Origin of the sequence: Kosakonia sp. R1.Fl, assembly GCF_023516815.1 — a bacterium.
Taxonomy (GTDB): Bacteria; Pseudomonadota; Gammaproteobacteria; order Enterobacterales; family Enterobacteriaceae; genus Kosakonia.
In genome coordinates, this window is record NZ_JAMGSQ010000001.1 from 1,504,654 (window position 1) to 1,527,204 (window position 22,551).

Annotated in this window: 19 protein-coding genes; 9 read left to right on the plus strand and 10 right to left on the minus strand. The window is 55.0% G+C overall.

Translation table 11 applies throughout. From position 1 onward, the window contains the following. Positions 1–65: 65 nt before the first annotated feature. The 3 genes from rplL to rpoC all read left to right on the plus strand — a co-directional run bounded on the left by rplL (position 66) and on the right by rpoC (position 9,087). Positions 66–434, plus strand: a complete 369-nt coding sequence (gene rplL / locus M8Q36_RS07155) for a 50S ribosomal protein L7/L12 (protein WP_014882064.1) — start codon at positions 66–68, stop codon at positions 432–434. Between the two features lie 324 nt (positions 435–758). Then, positions 759–4,787: a DNA-directed RNA polymerase subunit beta gene (gene rpoB, locus M8Q36_RS07160; protein ID WP_249880438.1), complete on the plus strand. Its 4,029-nt coding sequence runs from the start codon at positions 759–761 to the stop codon at positions 4,785–4,787. A gap of 76 nt (positions 4,788–4,863) precedes the next feature. Continuing rightward, positions 4,864–9,087: a DNA-directed RNA polymerase subunit beta' gene (gene rpoC / locus M8Q36_RS07165; RefSeq protein WP_200553599.1), complete on the plus strand. Its 4,224-nt coding sequence runs from the start codon at positions 4,864–4,866 to the stop codon at positions 9,085–9,087. 243 nt (positions 9,088–9,330) lie between these two features. On the opposite strand, the gene M8Q36_RS07170 is transcribed toward rpoC, so the two are convergent. The 10 genes from M8Q36_RS07170 to M8Q36_RS07215 all read right to left on the minus strand — a co-directional run bounded on the left by M8Q36_RS07170 (position 9,331) and on the right by M8Q36_RS07215 (position 18,093). Then, entirely contained in the window at positions 9,331–9,648 is a 318-nt protein-coding gene (locus M8Q36_RS07170) for a PTS lactose/cellobiose transporter subunit IIA (protein ID WP_017460024.1), read from the minus strand. Between the two features lie 4 nt (positions 9,649–9,652). Continuing rightward, a complete protein-coding gene (locus tag M8Q36_RS07175) occupies positions 9,653–9,958 on the minus strand; it encodes a PTS sugar transporter subunit IIB (RefSeq protein WP_023479403.1) in 306 nt (101 codons plus the stop codon). A 145-nt stretch (positions 9,959–10,103) separates the two neighbouring features. Next, positions 10,104–11,633 carry a sensor domain-containing diguanylate cyclase gene (locus M8Q36_RS07180; RefSeq protein ID WP_249880439.1) on the minus strand — a complete coding sequence of 510 codons (1,530 nt, stop codon included), beginning with the start codon at positions 11,631–11,633 and terminating at the stop codon, positions 10,104–10,106. Between the two features lie 208 nt (positions 11,634–11,841). Then, a complete protein-coding gene (gene thiH / locus M8Q36_RS07185; RefSeq protein WP_249880440.1) occupies positions 11,842–12,996 on the minus strand; it encodes a 2-iminoacetate synthase ThiH in 1,155 nt (384 codons plus the stop codon). Beyond that, positions 12,993–13,763, minus strand: a complete 771-nt coding sequence (thiG, locus tag M8Q36_RS07190) for a thiazole synthase (protein WP_249880441.1) — start codon at positions 13,761–13,763, stop codon at positions 12,993–12,995. The genes thiH and thiG overlap by 4 nt, the downstream gene beginning before the upstream one ends. A gap of 1 nt (position 13,764) precedes the next feature. Further along, entirely contained in the window at positions 13,765–13,965 is a 201-nt protein-coding gene (gene thiS, locus M8Q36_RS07195) for a sulfur carrier protein ThiS (RefSeq protein ID WP_017460019.1), read from the minus strand. Beyond that, entirely contained in the window at positions 13,946–14,704 is a 759-nt protein-coding gene (locus M8Q36_RS07200; RefSeq protein ID WP_249880442.1) for a HesA/MoeB/ThiF family protein, read from the minus strand. The genes thiS and M8Q36_RS07200 overlap by 20 nt, the downstream gene beginning before the upstream one ends. Continuing rightward, entirely contained in the window at positions 14,697–15,332 is a 636-nt protein-coding gene (gene thiE, locus M8Q36_RS07205) for a thiamine phosphate synthase (RefSeq protein WP_249880443.1), read from the minus strand. Before thiE ends, M8Q36_RS07200 begins: the two co-directional genes overlap by 8 nt. After that, positions 15,332–17,224 (minus strand): phosphomethylpyrimidine synthase ThiC, encoded by a 1,893-nt coding sequence (thiC, locus tag M8Q36_RS07210; protein ID WP_249880444.1) that lies wholly within the window; start codon positions 17,222–17,224, stop codon positions 15,332–15,334. Before thiC ends, thiE begins: the two co-directional genes overlap by 1 nt. Positions 17,225–17,589: 365 nt before the next feature. After that, the gene (locus M8Q36_RS07215; RefSeq protein ID WP_020456067.1) at positions 17,590–18,093 is read right to left on the minus strand and encodes an Rsd/AlgQ family anti-sigma factor; all 504 of its coding nucleotides are present in this window, start codon (positions 18,091–18,093) and stop codon (positions 17,590–17,592) included. 83 nt (positions 18,094–18,176) lie between these two features. Here M8Q36_RS07215 and nudC point away from each other — a divergent pair, with 83 nt between their 5' ends. From nudC to M8Q36_RS07245, 6 genes are all read left to right on the plus strand, one after another. Next, on the plus strand, positions 18,177–18,950 hold the full coding sequence (gene nudC, locus M8Q36_RS07220) for an NAD(+) diphosphatase (protein ID WP_045514593.1): 774 nt from the start codon (positions 18,177–18,179) through the stop codon (positions 18,948–18,950). A 39-nt stretch (positions 18,951–18,989) separates the two neighbouring features. Further along, positions 18,990–20,054: a uroporphyrinogen decarboxylase gene (hemE, locus tag M8Q36_RS07225; protein WP_086868583.1), complete on the plus strand. Its 1,065-nt coding sequence runs from the start codon at positions 18,990–18,992 to the stop codon at positions 20,052–20,054. A gap of 9 nt (positions 20,055–20,063) precedes the next feature. Further along, a complete protein-coding gene (nfi, locus tag M8Q36_RS07230; protein ID WP_249880445.1) occupies positions 20,064–20,744 on the plus strand; it encodes a deoxyribonuclease V in 681 nt (226 codons plus the stop codon). Between the two features lie 33 nt (positions 20,745–20,777). Then, on the plus strand, positions 20,778–21,368 hold the full coding sequence (locus tag M8Q36_RS07235; protein WP_020456071.1) for a YjaG family protein: 591 nt from the start codon (positions 20,778–20,780) through the stop codon (positions 21,366–21,368). Positions 21,369–21,554: 186 nt separating this feature from the next. Further along, complete coding sequence (hupA, locus tag M8Q36_RS07240; RefSeq protein WP_017460010.1) at positions 21,555–21,827, plus strand: nucleoid-associated protein HU-alpha; 273 nt, start codon at positions 21,555–21,557, stop codon at positions 21,825–21,827. Between the two features lie 12 nt (positions 21,828–21,839). Next, positions 21,840–22,535, plus strand: a complete 696-nt coding sequence (locus M8Q36_RS07245) for a DUF1481 domain-containing protein (RefSeq protein ID WP_249882728.1) — start codon at positions 21,840–21,842, stop codon at positions 22,533–22,535. The last annotated feature ends 16 nt before the right edge of the window (positions 22,536–22,551 follow it).

Consider the following 22,551-nt stretch of genomic DNA (forward strand, 5'->3'; position numbering starts at 1 on the left):
CGCAGTTTTCTTTATAAAGCATTTGCTTACGTATAAACTTATTCTGATATTCAGGAACAATTTAAATGTCTATCACTAAAGATCAAATCATTGAAGCAGTTGCCGCTATGTCCGTAATGGACGTTGTAGAACTGATCTCTGCAATGGAAGAAAAATTCGGTGTTTCTGCTGCTGCTGCTGTAGCTGTTGCTGCTGGCCCGGCTGCTGATGCTGCTGAAGAAAAAACTGAGTTCGACGTAATTCTGAAAGCCGCTGGCGCTAACAAAGTTGCTGTTATCAAAGCAGTACGTGGCGCAACTGGCCTGGGTCTGAAAGAAGCTAAAGACCTGGTAGAATCTGCTCCGGCCGCTCTGAAAGAAGGCGTGAGCAAAGATGACGCTGAAGCTCTGAAAAAATCTCTGGAAGAAGCTGGCGCTGAAGTTGAAGTTAAATAAGCCAACCCTTCCGGTTGCAGCCTGAGAAATTAGGCTGATGGCTGGTGACTTTTTGGTCACCAGCCTTTTTGCGCTGTAGAAGGTACCGGTAGCGTTTCACACTGTTTGACTGCCAGTAGCCTTTACAATGCTTGTTTCTATCGACGACTTAATATACTGCGACAGAAAGTTCTTTCTGTGTAAATCGCAATGAAATGATTTAAGCGTGATAGCAACAAGCATTGCGGAAAGTGCTCCACTTTCCGGTCTAAAAAAATAGTGTTGCATAAACTGTCCCTTTCGACGGACAGAGTGGGTCGACTTGTCAGCGAGCTGAGGAACCCTATGGTTTACTCCTATACCGAGAAAAAACGTATTCGTAAGGATTTTGGTAAACGTCCACAAGTACTGGATGTCCCATATCTCCTTTCTATCCAGCTTGACTCGTTCCAGAAGTTTATCGAGCAAGATCCTGAAGGGCAGTACGGTCTGGAAGCGGCGTTCCGCTCCGTGTTCCCGATTAAGAGCTACAGCGGCAATTCGGAACTGCAATACGTCAGCTACCGTCTTGGCGAACCTGTTTTTGATGTTAAAGAATGTCAGATCCGTGGCGTAACGTATTCCGCTCCGCTGCGCGTAAAACTGCGTCTGGTGATCTACGAGCGCGAAGCGCCGGAAGGCACCGTTAAAGACATTAAAGAACAAGAAGTCTACATGGGCGAAATTCCGCTCATGACCGACAACGGTACCTTTGTTATCAACGGTACTGAGCGTGTTATCGTTTCTCAGCTGCACCGTAGTCCTGGCGTCTTCTTCGACAGCGATAAGGGTAAAACCCACTCATCTGGTAAGGTGCTTTATAACGCACGTATTATTCCTTACCGTGGGTCATGGCTGGACTTCGAGTTCGACCCGAAAGATAACCTCTTCGTGCGTATCGACCGCCGCCGCAAACTGCCGGCGACCATTATTCTGCGCGCGCTGAACTACACCACTGAGCAGATTCTTGATCTGTTCTTTGAAAAAGTTGTCTTTGAAATCCGCGACAACAAGTTGCAGATGGAACTGGTGCCGGAACGCCTGCGTGGCGAAACTGCATCCTTCGATATCGAAGCAAACGGCAAAATGTATGTTGAGAAAGGTCGCCGTATTACCGCGCGCCATATTCGTCAGCTGGAAAAAGACGAAATTCAACACATTGAAGTACCGGTTGAGTACATCGCAGGCAAAGTTGCGGCTAAAGACTACGTTGACGAATCCACTGGCGAGCTGATCTGCCCGGCAAACATGGAGCTGTCGCTCGATCTGCTGGCGAAGCTGAGCCAGTCTGGTCACAAACGTATCGAAACCCTGTTCACCAACGATCTTGACCACGGTCCGTACATCTCTGAGACTGTACGTGTCGACCCGACCAACGATCGTCTGAGCGCGCTGGTAGAAATTTACCGCATGATGCGCCCTGGTGAGCCGCCGACTCGCGAAGCTGCAGAAAGCCTGTTCGAGAACCTGTTCTTCTCCGAAGACCGCTACGATCTCTCTGCGGTTGGTCGCATGAAGTTCAACCGTTCTCTGCTGCGCGACAGCATCGAAGGTTCCGGTATCCTGAGCAAAGAAGACATCATCGAAGTGATGAAAAAGCTCATCGGTATCCGTAACGGCATCGGTGAAGTGGATGATATCGACCACCTCGGCAACCGTCGTATCCGTTCCGTAGGCGAAATGGCGGAAAACCAATTCCGTGTTGGCCTGGTTCGTGTAGAACGTGCGGTGAAAGAGCGTCTGTCTCTGGGCGATCTGGATACCCTGATGCCACAGGACATGATCAACGCGAAGCCTATCTCTGCAGCCGTTAAAGAGTTCTTCGGTTCCAGCCAGCTGTCACAGTTTATGGACCAGAACAACCCGCTGTCCGAGATTACGCACAAACGTCGTATCTCTGCACTCGGCCCAGGCGGCCTGACCCGTGAGCGCGCAGGCTTTGAAGTTCGAGACGTACACCCGACCCACTACGGTCGCGTATGTCCGATCGAAACGCCTGAAGGTCCGAACATCGGTCTGATTAACTCCTTGTCCGTGTACGCACAGACTAACGAATACGGCTTCCTGGAAACGCCGTACCGTAAAGTAACCGACGGCGTTGTAACTGACGAGATCCATTACCTTTCTGCTATCGAAGAAGGTAACTACGTTATCGCTCAGGCGAACACCAACCTGACGGAAGAAGGTCGTTTCGTAGACGATCTGGTAACCTGCCGCAGCAAAGGCGAATCCAGCCTCTTCAGCGCAGACCAGGTTGACTACATGGACGTTTCCACCCAGCAGGTGGTTTCTGTCGGTGCGTCGCTGATCCCGTTCCTGGAACACGATGACGCCAACCGTGCATTGATGGGTGCGAACATGCAACGTCAGGCGGTTCCGACTCTGCGCGCTGACAAGCCGCTGGTTGGTACCGGTATGGAACGTGCTGTTGCCGTTGACTCCGGTGTAACCGCAGTCGCTAAACGTGGCGGTACTGTTCAGTACGTGGATGCCTCTCGTATCGTTATCAAAGTTAACGAAGATGAGATGTACCCGGGCGAAGCAGGTATCGACATCTATAACCTGACCAAATACACCCGTTCTAACCAGAACACCTGCATCAACCAGATGCCGTGTGTTTATCTGGGTGAGCCAATTGAGCGCGGCGACGTGCTGGCAGACGGCCCGTCCACCGACCTCGGTGAACTGGCGCTCGGTCAGAACATGCGCGTAGCGTTCATGCCGTGGAACGGTTACAACTTCGAAGACTCCATCCTCGTCTCCGAGCGTGTGGTTCAGGAAGATCGTTTCACCACTATTCACATCCAGGAACTGGCATGCGTGTCCCGTGACACCAAGCTGGGGCCAGAAGAGATCACCGCAGACATCCCGAACGTGGGTGAAGCCGCGCTCTCCAAACTGGATGAATCCGGTATCGTTTACATCGGTGCGGAAGTGACCGGCGGCGACATTCTGGTTGGTAAGGTAACGCCGAAAGGTGAAACCCAGCTGACGCCAGAAGAAAAACTGCTGCGTGCGATCTTCGGTGAGAAAGCGTCTGACGTTAAAGACTCTTCTCTGCGTGTACCGAACGGTGTTTCCGGTACCGTTATCGACGTTCAGGTCTTTACCCGCGATGGCGTGGAAAAAGACAAACGTGCGCTGGAAATCGAAGAAATGCAGCTCAAACAGGCGAAGAAAGACCTGTCTGAAGAACTGCAGATCCTCGAAGCTGGCCTGTTTAGCCGTATCCACAGCGTGCTGGTTTCCGGCGGTGTTGAAGCTGACAAGCTCGACAAGCTGCCACGCGATCGCTGGCTGGAACTTGGCCTGACCGACGAAGCGAAACAAAATCAGCTGGAACAACTGGCTGAGCAGTATGACGAATTGAAACACGAGTTCGAGAAAAAACTCGAAGCGAAACGCCGCAAAATCACTCAGGGCGATGATCTGGCACCGGGCGTGCTGAAAATCGTTAAGGTTTATCTGGCCGTTAAACGTCAGATCCAGCCTGGTGATAAAATGGCAGGCCGTCACGGTAACAAGGGTGTTATCTCTAAGATCAACCCGATCGAAGATATGCCATACGATGAAAACGGCACGCCGGTTGACATCGTACTGAACCCGCTGGGCGTACCGTCTCGTATGAACATCGGTCAGATCCTTGAAACTCACCTGGGTATGGCTGCGAAAGGTATCGGCGACAAGATCAACGCCATGCTGAAACAGCAGCAAGAAGTCGCGAAACTGCGCGAATTCATCCAGCGTGCATACGATCTGGGCGCTGACGTTCGTCAGAAAGTGGACCTGAGCACCTTCAGCGATGAGGAAGTTCTGCGTCTGGCAGAAAACCTGCGCAAAGGTATGCCGATCGCAACGCCGGTCTTCGACGGTGCGAAAGAGTCTGAAATCAAGGAACTGTTACAGCTGGGTGGCCTGCCGACTTCCGGTCAGATCACACTGTTCGACGGTCGTACCGGTGAGCAATTCGAGCGCCAGGTTACCGTTGGCTACATGTACATGCTGAAACTGAACCACCTGGTTGATGACAAGATGCATGCGCGTTCTACCGGTTCTTACAGCCTGGTTACTCAGCAACCGCTGGGTGGTAAGGCGCAGTTCGGTGGTCAGCGCTTCGGGGAGATGGAAGTGTGGGCGCTGGAAGCATACGGCGCGGCATACACCCTGCAGGAAATGCTCACCGTTAAGTCTGATGACGTGAACGGTCGTACCAAGATGTATAAAAACATCGTGGACGGCAACCATCAGATGGAACCGGGTATGCCTGAGTCCTTCAACGTACTGTTGAAAGAGATTCGTTCGCTGGGTATCAACATCGAGCTGGAAGACGAGTAACTCTCGCTCAAACAGGTCACTGGTGCCGGGTTAATCCCCGGCACCAGATTGTGCTAACTCCGACGGGAGCAAATCCGTGAAAGACTTATTAAAGTTTCTGAAAGCGCAAACTAAAACCGAAGAGTTTGATGCGATCAAAATTGCTCTGGCATCGCCAGACATGATCCGTTCATGGTCTTTTGGTGAAGTTAAGAAGCCGGAAACCATCAACTACCGTACGTTCAAACCTGAGCGTGACGGCCTTTTCTGTGCGCGTATTTTCGGGCCAGTAAAAGATTACGAGTGCCTGTGCGGTAAGTACAAGCGCCTGAAACACCGTGGTGTGATCTGTGAGAAGTGCGGCGTTGAAGTGACCCAGACAAAAGTGCGTCGTGAGCGCATGGGCCACATTGAGCTGGCGTCTCCGACCGCCCACATTTGGTTCCTGAAATCTCTGCCGTCCCGTATCGGCCTGCTGCTGGATATGCCGCTGCGCGATATCGAACGTGTTCTGTACTTCGAATCCTATGTGGTTATCGAAGGCGGTATGACCAATCTGGAACGTAACCAGATCCTGACCGAAGAACAGTACCTGGATGCGCTGGAAGAGTTCGGTGACGAATTCGACGCGAAAATGGGCGCCGAAGCTATTCAGGCCCTGCTGAAAAGCATGGATCTGGAGCAAGAGTGCGAACAGCTGCGCGAAGAGCTGAACGAAACCAACTCCGAAACCAAACGTAAGAAGCTGACCAAGCGTATCAAACTGCTGGAAGCGTTCGTACAGTCTGGTAACAAACCGGAGTGGATGATCCTGACTGTTCTGCCAGTGCTGCCGCCGGATCTGCGTCCGCTGGTTCCGCTGGACGGTGGTCGTTTCGCAACGTCGGATCTGAACGATCTGTACCGTCGCGTGATCAACCGTAACAACCGTCTGAAACGCCTGCTGGATCTGGCGGCGCCGGATATCATCGTACGCAACGAAAAACGTATGCTGCAGGAAGCGGTTGACGCCCTGCTGGATAACGGCCGTCGCGGTCGTGCGATCACCGGTTCCAACAAACGTCCGCTGAAATCTTTGGCCGATATGATCAAAGGTAAACAGGGTCGTTTCCGTCAGAACCTGCTCGGTAAGCGTGTTGACTACTCCGGTCGTTCTGTTATCACCGTAGGTCCATACCTGCGTCTGCATCAGTGCGGTCTGCCGAAGAAAATGGCACTGGAGCTGTTCAAACCGTTCATCTACGGCAAGCTGGAACTGCGTGGCCTCGCCACCACCATTAAAGCCGCGAAGAAAATGGTTGAACGCGAAGAAGCTGTCGTCTGGGATATCCTGGACGAAGTTATCCGCGAACACCCGGTACTGCTGAACCGTGCACCAACACTGCACCGTCTGGGTATCCAGGCGTTTGAACCGGTACTGATCGAAGGTAAAGCTATCCAGCTGCACCCGCTGGTTTGTGCGGCATATAACGCCGACTTCGATGGTGACCAGATGGCTGTTCACGTACCGCTGACGCTGGAAGCCCAGCTGGAAGCGCGTGCGCTGATGATGTCCACCAACAACATTCTGTCTCCGGCGAACGGCGAACCTATCATCGTTCCGTCTCAGGACGTTGTATTGGGTCTGTACTACATGACCCGTGACTGTGTTAACGCCAAAGGCGAAGGCATGGTGCTGACTGGCCCGAAAGAAGCTGAGCGTATTTACCGCGCTGGCCTGGCCTCTCTGCATGCGCGCGTTAAAGTGCGTATCACTGAATATGAAAAAGACGCTAACGGCGAATTCGTAGCGAAAACCAGCCTGAAAGACACGACCGTTGGCCGTGCGATTCTGTGGATGATCGTTCCGAAAGGTCTGCCTTTCTCCATCGTCAACCAGGCGCTGGGCAAGAAAGCTATCTCCAAAATGCTGAACACGTGTTACCGCATTCTGGGCCTGAAACCAACCGTTATCTTCGCGGACCAGACGATGTACACCGGCTTTGCTTATGCAGCGCGTTCAGGTGCATCCGTTGGCATTGATGACATGGTCATCCCGGAGAAGAAACACGAAATCATCAGCGAAGCGGAAGCAGAAGTCGCTGAGATTCAGGAGCAGTTCCAGTCTGGCCTGGTAACCGCTGGCGAACGTTACAACAAAGTTATCGATATTTGGGCCGCGGCGAACGATCGCGTATCCAAAGCGATGATGGATAACCTGCAAACCGAAACCGTTATTAACCGTGACGGCGTTGAAGAGCAGCAGGTTTCCTTTAACAGCATCTACATGATGGCCGACTCCGGTGCGCGTGGTTCTGCAGCCCAGATTCGTCAGCTTGCTGGTATGCGTGGTCTGATGGCGAAGCCGGATGGCTCCATCATCGAAACGCCGATCACCGCGAACTTCCGTGAAGGTCTGAACGTACTCCAGTACTTCATCTCCACGCACGGTGCGCGTAAAGGTCTGGCGGATACCGCACTGAAAACCGCGAACTCCGGTTACCTGACCCGTCGTCTGGTTGACGTGGCGCAGGATCTGGTCGTAACCGAAGACGATTGTGGCACGCTGGAAGGCATCACCATGACGCCGGTTATCGAAGGTGGCGATGTTAAAGAGCCGCTGCGCGATCGCGTTCTGGGTCGTGTAACTGCAGAAGACATTCTGAAGCCGGGTACCGCAGATATTCTGGTTCCGCGCAACACACTGCTGCACGAACACTGGTGTGATCTGCTGGAAGCGAACTCTGTTGACTCCGTGAAGGTACGTTCCGTTGTATCCTGTGACACCGACTTTGGTGTATGTGCGCACTGCTACGGTCGTGACCTGGCGCGTGGCCACATCATCAACAAAGGTGAAGCTATCGGCGTTATCGCGGCACAGTCTATCGGTGAGCCGGGTACACAGCTGACGATGCGTACGTTCCACATCGGTGGTGCGGCATCTCGTGCGGCTGCTGAATCCAGCATTCAGGTGAAAAACAAAGGTAGCATCCGTCTTAGCAATGCGAAGTCGGTTGTTAACTCCAGCGGTAAACTGGTTATTACCTCGCGTAACACTGAGCTGAAACTGATCGACGAATTCGGTCGTACCAAAGAAAGCTATAAAGTGCCTTACGGTGCGGTGATGGCGAAGGGTGATGGCGAGCAGGTTGCCGGCGGTGAAACCGTTGCAAACTGGGATCCGCACACCATGCCAGTTATCACTGAAGTGGCTGGTTTCATCCGCTTCACTGATATGATCGACGGCCAGACGATTACTCGTCAGACCGACGAACTGACCGGTCTGTCTTCGCTGGTGGTTCTGGACTCCGCAGAGCGTACCTCTGGCGGTAAAGACCTGCGTCCAGCACTGAAAATCGTTGACGCCAATGGCAACGACGTACTGATCCCAGGCACCGATATGCCTGCACAGTACTTCCTGCCGGGTAAAGCGATTGTCCAGCTGGAAGATGGCATCCAGATCGGTGCGGGTGATGCTCTGGCGCGTATTCCGCAGGAATCCAGCGGTACCAAGGACATCACCGGTGGTCTGCCGCGCGTTGCGGATCTGTTCGAAGCACGTCGTCCGAAAGAGCCGGCAATCCTGGCTGAAATCAGCGGCATTATTTCCTTCGGTAAAGAAACCAAAGGAAAACGCCGTCTGGTGATCACGCCGGTTGACGGTAGCGAGCCGTACGAAGAGATGATTCCGAAATGGCGTCAGCTCAACGTGTTTGAAGGTGAACGTGTAGAACGTGGTGACGTGGTTTCCGACGGTCCGGAAGCACCGCACGACATTCTGCGTCTTCGTGGCGTACACGCGGTAACGCGTTATATCACCAACGAAGTACAGGACGTTTACCGTCTGCAGGGCGTTAAGATCAACGATAAGCACATCGAAGTTATCGTTCGTCAGATGCTGCGTAAAGCCACCATCGTTAACGCAGGAAGCTCCGACTTCCTGGAAGGTGAGCAGGTTGAATACTCTCGCGTCAAGATCGCTAACCGCGATCTGGAAGCAGCAGGCAAAATCGGTGCAACCTATGCACGCGATCTGCTGGGTATCACCAAAGCGTCTCTGGCAACCGAGTCCTTCATCTCCGCGGCATCGTTCCAGGAGACCACTCGTGTGCTTACCGAAGCAGCCGTTGCGGGCAAACGCGACGAACTGCGCGGTCTGAAAGAGAACGTCATCGTGGGTCGTTTGATCCCGGCTGGTACCGGTTATGCGTACCACCAGGATCGTATGCGCCGTCGCGCCGCTGGCGAACTGCCGGCAGCACCGCAGGTGACTGCGGAAGATGCGTCCGCGAGCCTGGCAGAACTGCTGAACGCAGGTCTGGGTGGTTCCGACAACGAGTAATCGTTTCGCGTACTAAAAAACCCGCTTCGGCGGGTTTTTTTATGCCTGAAATTCAGGTTTTAAGACCGCGATCGCGTTGCAGGACGGGTTGTATAGGCGCCGGACAGCGGCATTTCTCTGCACCATCCCGAATGACACGTTGTGCAATTACGCAATTACATGGGGAAAACACACGTCACGACTTTTCGCTGCACGAAAAAAAGCCCGCCAGAGCGGGCATAGTAATCGTATGAAAGCGATGTCTTAATCACGCGGCGGTATGCGGCGGTAAAGCTCGATCATATCGGTTGCCAGATCCTGAATCACCATCGCGTTCATCAGGTGATCCTGCGAATGAACGGTGATCAAATTCACCGGCAGCTTACCGGTGCCTTCATCGAGCCCGATAAGCTGGGTTTGAATTTTATGCGCGGCTTTAACGAATTCGCGCGACTCTTCCATCGCTTTTTCTGCTTCAGCAAAGTCGCCTTTACGCGCCATCTGTAACGCGGTTAATGCCTGGCTACGCGCCGCGCCCGCGTTAACCAACAATTCCATAATGATGGTTTCTAAATCTTCCACGCATTCACTCCAGTAGCTTAAGGGCTTTTTCCAGAACGACATCGCCTTTCATCATGCCGTAATCCATCATATCGATCACCGCCACTTTCTTGCCCAGCGGTTCCGCCTGCGCCTGCAATTTTGCCTGTTCGTATTTCACCTGCGGCCCCAGCAACACGATATCCGCTGTTGCAATCTCATCTTTAAAATCCGCAACAGGAACCGCTTTGATAGTGACCTCGACGCCTTTTTTCTGCGCCGCGTCTTTCATGCGTTGCACCAACATGCTGGTGGACATACCCGCTGCACAGCATAAAACGATGTTTTTCATAGTCAGCCTCGGTGTTGATGGGATAGGTGATAATTATCCCGCGCTGTTGGGTTCAACAACCGCTTTACCGCGATTGTGTGTAGGGCATCACAAAGAATCCCTGCATAACATGAAACCGGTTGCAACCTTGCGAAGCGTCGACTGGTTACAGGTGATTCACCAGTAGAATCCGATTCTTACCTTGCTGCTTCGCTGTATAAAGGGCCTCATCCACACGGGCGACTAGTTGGTTCAGCGGTTCCATGTTCCACTCACCCAAACCGGCGCTAAAAGTGACCGACAGCGCTTTCTCGCGCCAGGTGCGGTTCTCCACTTTCACTCGCCACTGCTCCAGCAGCGTCAGCGCGTTATCAATATGTGCATGCGGGAAAATCACCGCGAACTCTTCGCCACCGTAGCGATAGAGCGAAATCCCCTGCGGCTGCAGGATCTGGATACCTTCGCGCGCCACGTTGCGCAGCACGATGTCGCCATTCAAATGGCCCCAGGTATCGTTAATGGATTTAAAATTATCGATGTCCACCAGAGCCAGCGCAAACGGCTGATGATCGTTCATCAGCGCGGCAATATCGGCATCAAAGGCGCGGCGATTCTTACAATTGGTCAGCGCATCCATGGTTGCCTGTCGCACCCACGTTTGTTCCCGCTCTTTACTGCTTTCAATCGCTTTGCTCAGCATCGCTTCGAGCCGTGGGGCGCGGGTTACATCACCGGTTTTTATTGCATCAATAATGTTGATCAGCACCGTGCGCGAGCTGTGGCGTAAATAGAGGCCAAACAGAATGATAAACACTGCCGCCGTGGTGAACCCCCAACCGACAAGCTGAATCTGATGGCGAACGCGTTTATCCAGTGTGCTGGCGGACACTTTATAGATCACAAACCACTCCGGGTTGGTGAAGGCGTAGTAGTAATACCAGCACGCATTTTTTTCATCAAAAAGCGCGCCTTCAGCACTGGTCATTGCTGCGAGCATTGCCGGGCTGACAAGTGTCTTGAATAGCGCGCCAGTGTCCGGGTGCAGCATCGCTTTGCCTTCGCCGTCGATAACGAAGAACTCGCCAGGCATCGGAGGTTGCATGGTGCGCAGGGTGAAACCCATGGAGGCCAGATCAAGGTGAAAAGCCAGCGTTCCTTTTAATTTACCGTCTGGCGCTATCACCGGTTTATAGATGCTGACTGTCGGGTTATGGGTAAAAAAATCCATATAGGTACGGGTATAGTGATTAAACATGCTGGCTTCCGCCTGGTGCATAAACCACGGACGCGTACTGGCATTGAAACTCTCACCGCTGCCCATCACCTGCGGCGCGCGCAGATAAACGCCGCGCGAATCGGCGAGAGAAATCGACGACACCGACGGCATCAGCGCCAGCAACTGCATCAGTAACTTAAGCCCCTTGTCCCGATCGCCGGTTACGGTGGCGTCTAACTGATTATCATGGGCAAAGAACGCAGTGGCGCGATTAAGAATATAGTCGTTTTCGCGCAGGATCGACTGGGTATAATTCACCGCCAGGTTATGCGCGAAATTGCGATTCACATCGTGGTACTCCTCCAGCGTCTCTTTACGCATACCGGCGATAATCATGAGCGCGATTATCACAAAACTGAGGAGGATCCCGGAAAGGCTCATCAGAATTGGTCTTGTAAATGAAAGTTGTTTGATATGCATTTTCTTGTCCTTGAACATGCAAGAGAGGAACAGGTATCAGTATAGGGGCTGCGCGAGAGATAGCGTACCTGAAGTGAGTAAGGCGGAGCGGAAGAGAGGAAGAGCGCCCGCTCCGGTCAGTCTCATGACCTGACAGCGCAAGCATGAAGGTTCGGGCGACAAGCCGCCATCGCCCGATTTTGTTTTTACGTAACAGGCCGAAAACGTGTTAACCCGTTATTTGCGCGTTGCGGCTTTTTTGCGGCGAGCGTCCCAGCCAGCTATCCCAGTCTTTCCACACCGGTTGCAGCCCACGGGTGATCAGCGCGTCGGCAACCTCCTGCGGGCGGCGTCCATCATGGGGCGAGAATTGCTCCAGCTCCGGGTGATTATCGGCATAGCCGCCCGGCTGCGTTTTGGAAAACGCGCTTACGTTATTGATGGCCAGCGGAATCACGTGATCGCGAAAGTGCGGTGACTCGCGCGTGGATAGCGACAGCTCCGTGTCCGGTGCCAGCAGGCGAAACGCGCAAATGGTTTGCACCAGTTGCCGTTCATCCATCACCGATGCCGGTTCCACGCCGCCTGCGCAAGGGCGCAGGCGGGGGAAGGAGATGGAATAACGGCTTTTCCAGTAGCGCTGTTGTAGCCACAGCAAATGTTCGGCAACCATATAGCAATCCACCCGCCAGCTGTCGGACAGGCCCATTAACGCGCCGAGTCCAATCTTGTCGATACCCGCACGGCCCAGCCTGTCCGGCGTCTCCAGCCGCCAGAAGAAGTCCTGTTTTTTACCACGCAGATGGTGACGCGCGTACTGGCCTTCGTGGTACGTCTCCTGGTAGACCATGACGCCATCAAGACCAAGGGTTTTCAGCTCGGCGTAATCCGCTTCGGAGAGCGGCTGCACTTCCATTTGCAACGAGGCGAACTGGCGGCGGATCGCCGGCATATGGCGGCGAAAATAGTCCATCCCGACTTTGCCCTGATGTTCTCCGGTGACCAGCAACAGATGCTCAAACCCCAGTTCGCGTATGGCCGCGCATTCACGCGCAATCTCCTGCTCATCCAGCGTTTTGCGCTTCAGGTGATTACTCATCGAAAACCCGCAATAGGTGCAGTCATTGGCGCAAAGGTTAGAGAGATAAAGCGGAACATAAAAACTGACGGTGTTGCCAAAACGCTGGCGCGTGAGCCGCTGCGCTTGCTGTGCCATTGGTTCAAGAAAACCGGCGGCGGCGGGGGAGAGCAGCGCCATCATATCGTCGCGCGTCAGTTGCCGGGCATTGAGTGCGCGTTCGACATCGGCGGCGGTTTTACTGTGGATGCGCAGGCGGATATCGTCCCAGTCCAGTTGCCGCCAGCGGTCAGTGAAGGTGCTCATAATGTTTCCTCCAGAAAACCGGTGAGCGGGCTGGTGGCCTGCGCGTAACGCTGGCGGGCACCTGGTACGGCCTGGCGGGCCAGTGTTCCGGCTTCGACCGCCAGGCGAAAGGCGCGCGCCATGTTGACCGGGTCGTCGGCGACCGCGATCGCGGTATTAACCAGCACCGCGTCAGCCCCCATCTCCAGCGCCTGCGCCGCGTGGCTGGGCGCGCCGATCCCGGCATCGACCACCACCGGCACATTCGCCTGCTCAATAATAATCTCCAGCATGGCGCGGGTTTCCAGCCCCTGGTTGGAACCGATTGGCGCGCCCAGCGGCATGACCGCCGCGCAGCCTACCTCTTCAAGCCGTTTGCATAGCACCGGATCGGCACCGCAATAGGGCAGAACCACAAAACCCATCTGCACCAGCTTTTCCGCCGCGCGCAAGGTTTCAATCGGATCGGGCAGCAACCAGCGGGCGTCCGGGTGAATTTCCAGTTTTAGCCAGTGCGTGCCGAGTGCTTCCCGAGCCAGTTGGGCGGCGAAAATGGCCTCTTCGGCGTTTTTCGCCCCGGAGGTATTAGGCAGCAACGTCACGCCCGCATCCAGCAAGGGTTGCAACAGCATATCGGTGCGCTGGCGCAGGTCGACGCGCTTCATCGCCAGCGTCACCAGTTCGCTGCCCGACGCCTGAATCGCCTCGACCATCAGTTGCGGCGTGGCGAACTTGCCGGTGCCGGTAAACAGCCGTGAAGTGAACTCTTTTTCTGCAATACGTAACATCTCAGCCCCCTGCGATAACCTGAAACAGCAGGATGTGATCGCCGTCCTGCACAAGATGGTTTTCCCACTGCTCGCGCGGCAGGATCTGTTGATTAACGGCCAGCGCAACACCAGGTTTGAGCTGATTGAGTTGCTCAAGCAGGGTGGCGACGGAAAGCCCGGCGACGCAGTTCATCGACTCGTCATTGAAGCGTATCTGCATGTCGCCCTCCACAAACCGGGCACTGGCGGGAAGCGTGCAGCGCCAGCGTGCGCCAAAGATTGGTGCGCGCGTCGAACAGGCGCAGCTCACCGCTGGTGGTGTGCAGGCCGTTCAACAATTTGATGGCTTCCAGCGCTTGCATGGCGCCCATAATGCCGACCACCGGGCCAACAATGCCGGCGGTGCGGCAGTTGCGTTCTGGCTCGCTGTCGTCCGGCCATAAACAGCGGTAGCAGCCCTGCTGCCAGGGCGGTGTCAGCACCATCAACTGGCCGCCAAAACCCACCGCGCTGGCGGTGATAAGCGGTGTCTCCACCGCCACGCAGGCGGCGTTGATCGCCTGGCGTGTCAGCATGTTGTCGCTACAGTCGAGCACCACATCGGCCTGCTGAACGTGCTGGTGCAACGCCTCACCGCTCAAGCGCTGCTGGAGCGTAATCAGCTCGATATCCGGGTTTAATCTGTGCAGGCGCTGCGCGGTGACCTGGGTCTTCGGCTGGTTGATATCATCGGTGGTAAATAAAATCTGTCGCTGCAAGTTGCTCAGGTGTACGGCGTCGTCATCCGCCAGCACCAGCGTGCCGATCCCTGCGCCCGCAAGGTAGACCGCCGCCGGTGCGCCAAGACCGCCGAGGCCGATAATTAATACCCGGCTGGCGAGCAATTTTTGCTGGCCGGTAACCGCGATATCCTCCAGCAGGATCTGGCGGCTGTAGCGCATAAAGTCACGATCATTCATCGCCTACCCCCGCCAGGTGCAATAGTTGCTGGGTTGCCTGTTGCCAGTCATCCGCCCGGGTGATGGCGCTGACCACCGCAATACTGCCCACGCCGGTTGCCAACACATCCGGCGCACGCGCAAGGCTGATACCGCCAATAGCAACAGTTGGATAATCTTTCAGCCGTGCAACATGACGCGCCAGCTGTTCCAGCCCCTGCGGCGCAGAAGGCATCTGTTTGGTTTGCGTGGGAAAAACATGGCCCAGCGCGATGTAAGAGGGGCGGGCCGCCAGCGCCACGTCGATTTCCATATCGTCATGGGTGGAGACGCCAAGGCGCAAACCCGCTGCACGAATGGCGCTTAAATCAGTCGTTTCCAGATCTTCCTGACCAAGATGCACACCGTAAGCCTGGTGTTTGATCGCCAGTCGCCAGTAATCGTTAATAAACAGCCGTGCGTTAACGCGGCGGCCAAGCGCAATGGCCGCCACCACATCCGCTTCAACGTCCTCGTCGCGTTTATCCTTGATGCGCAGTTGCAGCGTGCGCACGCCCGCATCCAGTAAACGGGCAATCCAGTCAACGCTGTCAACCACCGGGTAAAGCCCGAGGCGGAAGGGCACCGGCGGGAAATCGGGCTGATACATCAGGCTTCCTCCCTCTTCAGGTAGATCTCGCCGCCGCGTGCGCGGAAGTCGCTGGATTTATCCGCCATACCGACTTCAATCGCCTGGGTTGCCGCGTAGTCACGCACCTCTTGCGAGATTTTCATCGAACAGAATTTCGGCCCGCACATGGAGCAGAAGTGCGCCACTTTGCCGGATTCCTGCGGCAGCGTTTCATCGTGGTAGGCGCGCGCGGTAAACGGGTCGAGCGCAAGGTTGAATTGATCCTCCCAGCGGAACTCAAAACGCGCTTTCGACATGGCGTTGTCGCGGATCTGCGCGCCAGGGTGACCTTTGGCCAGATCGGCGGCGTGAGCGGCGATTTTGTAGGTAATCAGCCCCTGTTTGACGTCCTCTTTGTTCGGCAGGCCAAGGTGTTCTTTTGGCGTGACATAACAGAGCATCGCGCAGCCAAACCAGCCGATCATCGCCGCGCCAATACCAGAGGTGAAATGGTCATAGCCCGGCGCGATATCGGTGGTTAGCGGCCCCAGCGTATAGAACGGCGCTTCGTGGCAGTGCTCCAGTTCTTCGGTCATATTGCGGCGGATCATCTGCATCGGCACATGTCCGGGGCCTTCAATCATCACCTGGACGTCATACTCCCAGGCGATTTTGGTCAGTTCGCCAAGCGTGTGTAGCTCGGCAAACTGCGCTTCGTCGTTGGCGTCCTGAATGGAGCCTGGGCGCAGACCATCGCCAAGCGACAGCGAGACGTCATAGGCGGCGCAGATTTCGCAGATCTCGCGAAAATGGGTGTAGAGGAAGTTTTCCTGATGATGGGAGAGGCACCATTTCGCCATAATCGAGCCACCGCGCGAGACAATGCCGGTCAGGCGCTGCGCGGTCATTGGCACATAGCGTAGCAGCACGCCCGCGTGGATGGTGAAATAGTCCACCCCTTGCTCCGCCTGTTCCAGCAATGTGTCACGAAACGCTTCCCAGGTGAGATCTTCGGCGATCCCATTAACCTTCTCCAGCGCCTGGTAGATCGGCACTGTGCCGATCGGCACCGGGCTGTTACGCAGGATCCATTCCCGGGTTTCGTGGATATAACGTCCGGTGGATAGATCCATTACCGTGTCCGCGCCCCAGCGCGTCGACCAGACCAGCTTTTCCACTTCTTCTTCGATCGAGGAAGTCACCGCCGAATTACCGATATTGGCGTTCACCTTCACCAGGAAGTTGCGGCCAATGATCATCGGTTCCGATTCCGGGTGGTTAATATTGGCCGGGATAATTGCCCGCCCGGCGGTGACTTCATCGCGCACAAATTCCGGGGTGATGTTTTCCGGCAGGCGTGCGCCAAAACCTTCGCCCGGGTGCTGCCTGCGTAACACTTCGCTGCGAATGCGCTCGCGGCCCATGTTTTCGCGAATGGCGATAAACTCCATCTCCGGCGTGACGATGCCTTTGCGCGCATAGTGCAATTGCGTGACGCGCTGGCCGGGTTTCGCGCGGCGCGGCGTCAGTAAACCGCTAAAACGCAGTTCGTCGAGGCCATCATCGGCCAGCCGTTCGTTGGTATAGACAGAGCTGCGCTGTTCCAGTGTTTCGCTGTCATCACGGGCGGCAATCCACGGAGCGCGCAGTTTCGCCAGCCCTTGCTGGACATCAATCGCAATCTCCGGATCGCCATACGGACCCGAGGTGTCGTACACCGGCACCGCTTCATTTTCTTCAAACAGCGGGTGTTCTTTTGTGCCGCCGGTAAGCGTCGGGCTCAGCTGGATTTCGCGCATCGGAATGCGGATCTCGGGTTGCGAACCGGTGATGTAGATGCGGCGCGAGTTGGGGAAAGCTGTACCTTCCAGTGTGTCGATGAAGTGTTGCGCCTGGGCGCGTTGTTCACGGCGTGTAAGTTTTGCAGACATAGCTCATTCCAGAATGTAAAGGATATGGCTTGTCAGACGACGGATGGAGTAATGGCAGCAAACCGCCCGTGAGGGTGGTTGATGTGATTGGATTACTCTTGTTCCCTTCGCAGGTTTTAACCTGATCAGGTTCCGCGGATCCCGAATTAACGGTCTCAGCCTTTTCCCCTTCATTCTTCACGCTGCCTCTTTGTGGGCTGCGTTCGCTCACCACAGTCACTTACTTGATGTAAGCTCCCGGGGATTCACGAACTTGCCGTCTCGACGCATCGCGAATGATGTTGTGGAAATATAGGCACTCCGACAAGAAAAACCCGTCCGAAGACGGGGACTGCTTTTTAAATTACGCGTTAATGTTTAAGAACTCAAGCCGGTCGCGCGACACCGCTTTCGTCGTTGGCGCTCTCTTTGATGTTGTTATCAAAGGCCAGCACGATTAACTTGTCTTCAAGGGTAAAGCGGGCGGCCAGCGCTTCGCCGATATCGGAGAGCGCTTGCTGGAACTCCAGACAGTTATCGTCATCAATGGCGTTTTCCAGGCTGGAGTCGTAATAGTTCATGATTTCTACAGTATTCGCTTCAAGCATTGGGTAAAGCTGCGTCGCCGCTAAAAGTGGGCTGCTCCCTTCCAATTCGCTAATGATGCGTTCATAAATATTGAAGTGACCTGCGGAAAGGTATTCCACCAGGTTGTGGCAAAAATCGTCCAGCGCTTTTTCGTTAAGCTGCATGTAGGATCCTTTGCCAGGTTTAATGCCAACCAGATTGTAATAAGAAACAAGCAGTTGCTTACGTGCTTGCAGCCAATGGTCGACAAGTTTGTTACTTCCTCCAACGCGCTCTGTCAGGCTTTCTAACTGGTTTAGCATAAATGGCTCCGCAAATATGTAAGATCAAAACGATGTAATAATAATGTTAATAACATGCCAGTAAAGCGAAGGTAGTGCACCAAATGGTACGTATTATTGAAGCACACGATCAGGGCTGGTGGATCGTCAGCCATGAACAAAAATTATGGATGCCCGGCGGGGAATTACCACACGGCAAGGCAGGAAATTTCGATCTTGTGGGGCAGAGCGCGCTTCACATTGGCGAGTGGCAGGGCGAAGCGGTATGGATGATCCGCCAGAATCGTCGCCAGGATATGGGATCCGTACGCCTGCTCATCGATCAAGATGTGGGGCTTTTTCAACTCGCGGGCCGTGGCGTGCAACTGGCGGAATTTTATCGTTCACACCAGTTTTGCGGTTACTGCGGGCACACCATGCACCCCAGTAAAACCGAATGGGCAATGCTGTGCGATCACTGCCGCGAGCGCTATTACCCGCAAATCGCCCCTTGCATCATTGTCGCCATTCGCCGTGATGACAGCATTTTGCTGGCGCAGCATACGCGCCATCGCAATGGTATTTACACGGTGCTCGCCGGTTTCGTCGAAGTGGGCGAAACCCTTGAACAAGCGGTGGCGCGTGAAGTGATGGAAGAGAGCGGCATCAAAGTGAAGAATTTGCGTTATGTCACCTCGCAACCGTGGCCGTTTCCACAATCGCTGATGACCGCATTTATGGCGGAATATGACAGCGGCGAAATCCGCATTGACCCGAAAGAGCTACTGGATGCGGGCTGGTATCGCTATGACAATTTGCCGCTGTTACCGCCTCCGGGCACGGTTGCGCGCCGCCTTATCGAGGATACGGTGGCGATGTGTCGGGCAGACGACGAATAAGGTGTATATACTGGCGGCCTGACGCTTGAGGAACTGACAATGACCGAACTGAAAAACGATCGTTACCTGCGCGCGCTTCAGCGCCAGCCAGTAGATATGACCCCGGTGTGGATGATGCGCCAGGCAGGCCGCTATTTACCGGAATATAAAGCGACCCGCGCGCAAGCAGGCGATTTTATGTCGCTGTGCAAAAACGCCGAGCTGGCCTGCGAAGTGACCTTACAGCCGCTGCGCCGCTACCCGCTTGATGCGGCTATTCTTTTCTCCGACATCCTTACCGTGCCAGATGCGATGGGGCTTGGCCTCTATTTTGAAGCCGGGGAAGGGCCGCGTTTTACCTCGCCCATCACCTGCAAAGCGGATGTTGATAAGCTCCCGGTGCCAGACCCGGAAAACGAGCTGGGCTACGTAATGAATGCCGTGCGTACCATTCGCCGTGAGCTAAAAGGCGAAGTACCACTGATCGGTTTTTCCGGTAGCCCATGGACGCTGGCGACTTATATGGTGGAAGGCGGCAGCAGCAAAGCGTTTACCCTGATTAAAAAAATGATGTACGCCGAGCCGCACACGCTGCATGCGCTACTGGATAAGCTGGCACAGAGCGTCACGTTGTACCTCAACGCGCAGATCCGCGCGGGCGCGCAGTCAGTGATGATTTTCGACACCTGGGGCGGTGTGCTGACCGGGCGCGATTATCAACAATTCTCGCTCTACTACATGCATAAAATTGTCGATGGCTTGCTGCGTGAAAACGAAGGCCGCCGCGTGCCGGTGACGTTATTCACCAAAGGCGGCGGGCAGTGGCTGGAAGCGATGGCAGAAACAGGCTGTGATGCGCTGGGCCTCGACTGGACAACCGATATTGCCGATGCACGCCGTCGCGTGGGTCATAAAGTTGCGCTGCAAGGCAACATGGACCCGTCTATGCTTTACGCGCCGCCTGCGCGCATTGAAGAAGAGGTCGCGACGATTCTCGCGGGCTTCGGCAAAGGCGAAGGTCATGTGTTTAACCTCGGTCACGGCATTCATCAGGATGTCCCGCCGGAACATGCAGGAGTATTTGTCGAGGCGGTGCACCGCCTGTCGGCCTCCTGGCATCAGTAAGGAGAGAGTATGGATCTCGCGTCACTACGCGCACAACAACTTGAACTGGCTTCTTCGGTGATCCGTGAGGATCGTCTGGATAACGATCCGCCCACATTGATCGGCGGGGCCGATGTCGGTTTTGAGCAGGGTGGAGAAGTGACGCGAGCGGCGATGGTGCTGCTCTCCTGGCCTTCGCTGGAGTTGATTGAATATCAGGTGGCGCGTATCGCCACCACCATGCCTTATATCCCCGGTTTCCTTTCTTTTCGCGAATACCCGGCGCTGCTGGCGGCGTGGGAGCAGCTGTCGCAAAAACCCGATTTGCTGTTTGTCGATGGCCACGGTATTTCCCATCCGCGCCGTCTCGGTGTTGCCAGCCATTTCGGTTTGCTGGTTGATGTGCCTACTATCGGCGTGGCGAAAAAGCGGCTGTGTGGCAAGTTCGAACCGCTGGCGGACGAGCCGGGTGCGCTCTCCCCGTTGATGGATAAAGGTGAGAAGCTCGCCTGGGTGTGGCGCAGCAAGGCGCGCTGTAACCCGCTGTTTGTCACCACCGGGCATCGTGTCAGCCAGGATAGCGCGCTCGCGTGGGTGCAGCGTTGCATGAAAGGCTACCGGTTACCGGAACCGACGCGCTGGGCGGACGCGGTGGCATCCGGTCGGCCTGCGTTTACGCGTTGGCAGGCAATTCAGCGCGATATCAGGTAAACTGCCGCGCATTACCGATTTTGAGAAACGATCATGTTACAAAACCCAATTCACCTGCGTCTGGAAAAGCTGGAAAGCTGGCAGCACGTCGTCTTTATGGCTTGCCTGTGCGAGCGTATGTACCCCAATTACGCCATGTTCTGCCAGCAGACAGAGTTTGGCGATGCGCAGCTTTACCGGCGGATCCTTGACCTGGTGTGGGAAACGCAGATCGTCAAAGACGCGAAAGTGAACTTCGACAGCCAGCTGGAGAAACTGGAAGAGGCGATTCCGGCGGCGGATGACTACGATCTGTACGGTGTTTATCCGGCCATTGATGCCTGCGTGGCGCTCAGTGAACTGATTCATTCGCGCCTGAGCGGTGAAACACTGGAGCATGCTATCGAGGTCAGTAAAACGTCGATCACTACCGTTGCGATGCTGGAAATGACCCAGCAGGGACGTGAAATGACCGACGAAGAGCTGCGGGAAAACCCGGCTGTTGAGCAAGAATGGGATATTCAGTGGGAGATTTTCCGCCTTCTGGCAGCCTGCGAAGAACGCGATATTGAGCTGATTAAAGGGCTGCGCGCAGACCTGCGTGAGGTCGGCGAGAGCAATATCGGTATAAATTTGCAGCAATGAGACAATAAAACGTGATTTAACGCCTGTTTTGTCGTGCCTGAAGGCTTCCCTTAATACCCTCGTCTGGTCTACATTTGGGGGGCGAAAATAAGTGGCTATCGGTGCGTGTATGCAGGAGAGTGCTTTTGAGGCATTTCCGTCGCACTCGATGCTTAGCAAGCGATAAACACATTGAAAGGATAACTTATGAACAAGACTCAACTGATTGATGTAATTGCAGACAAGGCTGATCTGTCTAAAGCGCAAGCGAAAGCTGCACTGGAATCCACCCTGGCTGCCGTTACTGAGTCTCTGAAAGCAGGTGATGCGGTACAACTGGTTGGTTTCGGTACCTTCAAAGTGAACCACCGCGCTGAGCGTACTGGCCGCAACCCGCAGACCGGTAAAGAAATCAAAATCGCCGCAGCTAACGTGCCGGCATTTGTTTCTGGTAAAGCACTGAAAGACGCAGTTAAGTAAGACCGCGTGGCAGTGAACAGTTTTGTCGAAGGGGCGGTTTCGCCCCTTTTGTCATTCTGGCGTCGCCCGCTGTTGTTGGCGGGCGCAGCGCTGTTACTTACAGCCTGTAGCCATGACTCCTCCTTACCGCCTTTTACCGCCAGCGGGTTTGCCGGCGATCAGGGCGCAGTGCGGATCTGGCGTAAAGATTCAGACGGTGAGACGCACTTGCTCGCCGCATTTAGCCCGTGGCACCGCGGGAATACATCGCTTAGCGAATACCGCTGGCAGGGCGATACGTTAACTCTCATTGAACTCAACGTTTACGGTAAACCGCCGGAGCATATTCGCGTCCGTTTTGACGATCGCGGCGAGCTGAGCTTTATGCAGCGTGAGGTCGACGGGCAGAAACAGCAGCTTTCCAGCGACCAGGTCGCGCTGTATCGCTACCGGGCAGAGCAGATCCGCCAGACCAGTGACGCGCTGCGTCAGGGGCGGGTGATCCTGCGTCAGGGGCGCTGGCAGGCCAACCATACGGTACAGACCTGTGAAGGGCAGACCGTGAAACCCGATCTGGATGATTACGCCTTAAACCGTATTGAGCAGCGTCAGAACCGCTCTGCGGTTGCGGTAAGCGTCGCATGGCTGGAAGCGCCGGAAGGCGCGCAGCTATTGCTGGTGGCGAATGCGGATTTCTGCCGCTGGCAGCCGACGGAAAAGAATTTCTGAAAACCCTCTCTCCGGT